The 3,340-nt window shown below is 72.6% G+C and carries 3 protein-coding genes; all 3 read right to left on the bottom strand.

The features are described from left to right. Positions 1-897: LLM class flavin-dependent oxidoreductase (locus DQW06_RS07145; protein WP_157983367.1), on the bottom strand; the 897-nt coding region annotated here is incomplete at its 3' end. A 214-nt stretch (positions 898-1,111) separates the two neighbouring features. Further along, positions 1,112-1,291, bottom strand: a complete 180-nt coding sequence (locus DQW06_RS07140; RefSeq protein WP_013155689.1) for a hypothetical protein — start codon at positions 1,289-1,291, stop codon at positions 1,112-1,114. Positions 1,292-1,743: 452 nt separating this feature from the next. After that, positions 1,744-3,066 (bottom strand): lipopolysaccharide biosynthesis protein RfbH, encoded by a 1,323-nt coding sequence (gene rfbH, locus DQW06_RS07135; protein WP_071623055.1) that lies wholly within the window; start codon positions 3,064-3,066, stop codon positions 1,744-1,746. Positions 3,067-3,340: the final 274 nt, after the last annotated feature.

Here is a 3,340-nt window from a genome sequence, read left to right as displayed (position 1 = left end):
GGCCGCGCGGCGGCGCACGGCGGCGAAGACCTCCTCCACGGCGCGCAGGTGGTCCTCGGGATCGCTGGACAGCTCGGTGACGACCGCCTCGTCGGCGCCGGTGATGGCCAGGACGCGGTGGACCGCTTCGGCGCACTGGTCGGCCGTGCCCGCGCAGTTGACCCGCACGCCCTGGCGCAGGCTGTCGGCGCGCGCCGTGGCGGGGTCGTCGTTGGCGACCAGGGCCAGGGCCACGGCCGTGCGCCCGCCGGGATGGGCCGCCCGGTAGGCCCTGAGCGTGCTGACGCAGGCGTCCACGTCGGTGTTGAAGAACAGGGCGTGGCAGTAGTGGGTGCCGGTCCTGGCCGCGATCTCGGCGGAGCGGTTCCCGGCGCCGTGCGACCAGAGCTGGAACCCGGTGTCCACCGGATCGATCCACTCCGCGCCCCCGCGCAGGAGGGCGACGGTCGCGTCGATGACGGCGCCGACGTCCTCACCGCGCTCGCGCAGGTGGGCCAGGTCCTCGGCCGCTCCCCCGCTCACGTCGCCCCGGCCGAACCCGACGTCGAGGCGGTCGGGACAGAAGTGCGCGGCGGCGGCGACGTCCTCGGCGGTCAGGTGGGGGTCGCGGATCCTGGACAGCGTGACGGCGGTGCCCACCCGCACGCGCCGGGTGTGGCTGCCCAGGACGGCGGCCAGCAGCAGCGGGTTGGTGCTGGGCACGCCGGAGGCGTGGTGCTCGGGCAGCCAGACGCGGCTGTAGCCCAGCCGCTCTGCGAGCAGGGCCGAGGCGAAGGCGGTGTCGCGCTTGTCCCGGACGGGTCGGCCCTCGGTCAGGTCGAGGTACTCCAGCAGGCCCAGCGGCGGCGCGGCGTCCAGCGGCGTCTCCTCGCGGTCCTGCGCTGTGTCGTCGTGCATGGGGGACTGCCTCCTCGGCCGGGTCCGCGCCCGCGGCGCCGCGCTCGCGGAAGGTACGGAAAACACCTGTGGATGCGCCGCGGGGCGGCGGTCGCCGGGCGACCGCCGCCCCGGGCGTGGTCGTGCCGGGCCGCGGTGGATCAGGGACGGGGTTCCACCGTTACGGACGGCCGAGTGCCGCCCACGGCCTCTGTGGGGACTGCGGGTCCACCCCCTAGCAGGAGATGGTGTTGGCGCTCGGGCAGGGGGTGCCCCAGCAGGTGGTGCCGAAGGTGATCGGGCCGGGGGCCTCGGCGCCGCTGTTCTCGACGGACTGGCCCGAGCCCGGGGTCTCGAAGGTCTCGGCGTCGACGTCGAGGTTGATCTCGGGGCGGCTGCTGGCGGAAGTGGCCATGGGGAATGCCTTTCTCGACTCAGGGCGACCGTTTTGTCGGTAACGCCTGACGTGAAATACACATTAGGCTCCGGCCGCGCAGCGGTCTTCATTCACGCGGACCATTTTCCCTTCCTCCTTCAGGACGAATTCACGGCCTTCCGCGGGACGACCCCCCGCCCCCGGGGTGGGGGGTCGCGCAAAGGAGGCACCCACCCGAAGGAGGGGCGCGAATGCCCGCGTTCCGGGAAACGGACCCGCTTCCACCTGCGTTTCTCCCTGACCCACCCGACACGACGACTGCGGCGCGGTCACCCGCGTCCGGGGCCGCACCGCCCCGTGTCTCCGCCCCGGGGAGGAGGTGCGCCGACCCGAGACCAAAGCCCCGGATAACAGCAAAAAGCCATGCGAATACCCCGAAAAATGAGGAAACCCCGGCCGCCGAGACGGCGGCCGGGGTGCACGGCACCGCGTCAGAAGACGCCCTTGTGCCGCTCCTTGACGAACTCGGTGACCGAGGAGACCACGTAGTCGATCATCTCGTCCGTGAGCCCGGGGTAGACCCCGGTCCAGAAGGTCCGCTCCGTGGCGGTGTCGCTGTTCTCCAGCTCTCCGGACACGCGGTGCGGCCGGTCCAGGTAGGCGGGGTGCCGGGTCAGGTTGCCCGCGAAGAGCAGGCGGGTGCCGATCCGCCGGGACTCCAGGAAGTGGACCAGCTCGGCCCGGTCGAACGGCGCCCCGGGGTCCACGGTGACCACGAAGCCGAACCAGCTCGGATCGCTGTTGGGCGTGGCCTCCGGCAGGATCAGGCCCGGAAGCCCGTCCAGCCCCTCCCGCATCCGGCGCCAGTTGCGGCGCCGGGCCTCGCCGAAGGAGTCGAGCTTGTCGAGCTGGCTCAGCCCGAGCGCCGCCTGGAGGTCGGTCCCCTTCAGGTTGTAGCCCACGTGGGAGAACGTGTACTTGTGGTCGTAGCCGGGGGGCAGGGTCCCGAGCTGGTAGCTGAAGCGCTTGCGGCAGGTGTCGCTCTCACCGGGCTCGCACCAGCAGTCCCGCCCCCAGTCGCGCATGGACTCCACCACACGGGCCAGCATGAGGTTGGACGTGAGCACGCAGCCGCCCTCGCCCATGGTGAGGTGGTGCGCCGGGTAGAAGCTGACCGTCGACAGGTCGCCGAAGGAGCCCGTCACCTGCCCGTCGTAGAGGGAGCCCACGGCGTCGCAGTTGTCCTCGATCAGGAACAGGTCGCGCTCCTCGGCCAGGCGCGCCATCTCCCGCGCCTCGAACGGGTTGCCCAGCGCGTGGGCGATCATGATCGCCCGGGTACGGGGGCCGATGGCCCGTTCCACCCTTTCGACCGTGGTGTTGTACGTGCGCAGCTCGATGTCCACGAACACGGGCACGAGCCCGTTCTGGAGGATCGGGTTGACGGTCGTCGGGAACCCGGCGGCGACCGTGACGACCTCGTCGCCGGGGCGCAGCCGCTGGTCCTCCAGCAGGTGCGAGGTCAGGGAGGACAGCGCGAGCAGGTTGGCCGAGGAGCCGGAGTTCGTGAGGTGGGCCTTGCGCCTTCCGAGCCTGCGGGCGAACGCGGACTCGAAGCGGCGTGCGCTGGGGCCCGCCGCGATGCGCATGTCGAGGGCGGCCGCGACCAGGGCCACCCTGTCCTCCTCGTCCAGGACCGCCCCGGAGGGCCAGATCTCCGTCACACCCGGAACGAACTCGCGTTCGGTGCGGGTGGACCGGTGGTGCTCACGGACCGCATCGAGAACCGCCGCCGCCTCGTCACTCGTCGCCATACGTGGTACTTCCCTCCTGGGCTCGCGGCCCGGACGGGAGCGGACCCCTCCGACCGCTTCCGCGGACACCGGACCCTCCCGGCCTCCGGGCCCGGGTACAGCGCCGAAAGAATAGGGGAAGCGCCGCGCGGCACCACCCCCGCCGGGAGGGGGTCCCCCCTCCGGCGCGGACGGCGGCGCCCCGCCCGCCGCGGCTCTGGCAGTATGGCCGCGCCGAGTCCGTGGCCGGCTGCCGCCGCCACCGGTGTCTCGGCAGCGGTCGACACGAGGGAGG

This window comes from Nocardiopsis sp. TNDT3 (assembly GCF_003427465.1).
In the GTDB taxonomy this organism is placed as follows: domain Bacteria; phylum Actinomycetota; class Actinomycetes; order Streptosporangiales; family Streptosporangiaceae; genus Nocardiopsis; species Nocardiopsis dassonvillei.
The sequence above is the reverse complement of the archived record's forward strand: the minus strand, read 5'-3'. Positions and strand labels throughout refer to the sequence as shown.

What these genes read in the sequence shown, in the direction of transcription:
- DQW06_RS07140 (WP_013155689.1), bottom strand. Translation starts at nt 1,291, where the DNA reads ATGGCCACTTCCGCCAGCAGCCGCCCCGAGATCAACCTCGACGTCGAC.
- rfbH (WP_071623055.1), bottom strand. Translation starts at nt 3,066, where the DNA reads ATGGCGACGAGTGACGAGGCGGCGGCGGTTCTCGATGCGGTCCGTGAG.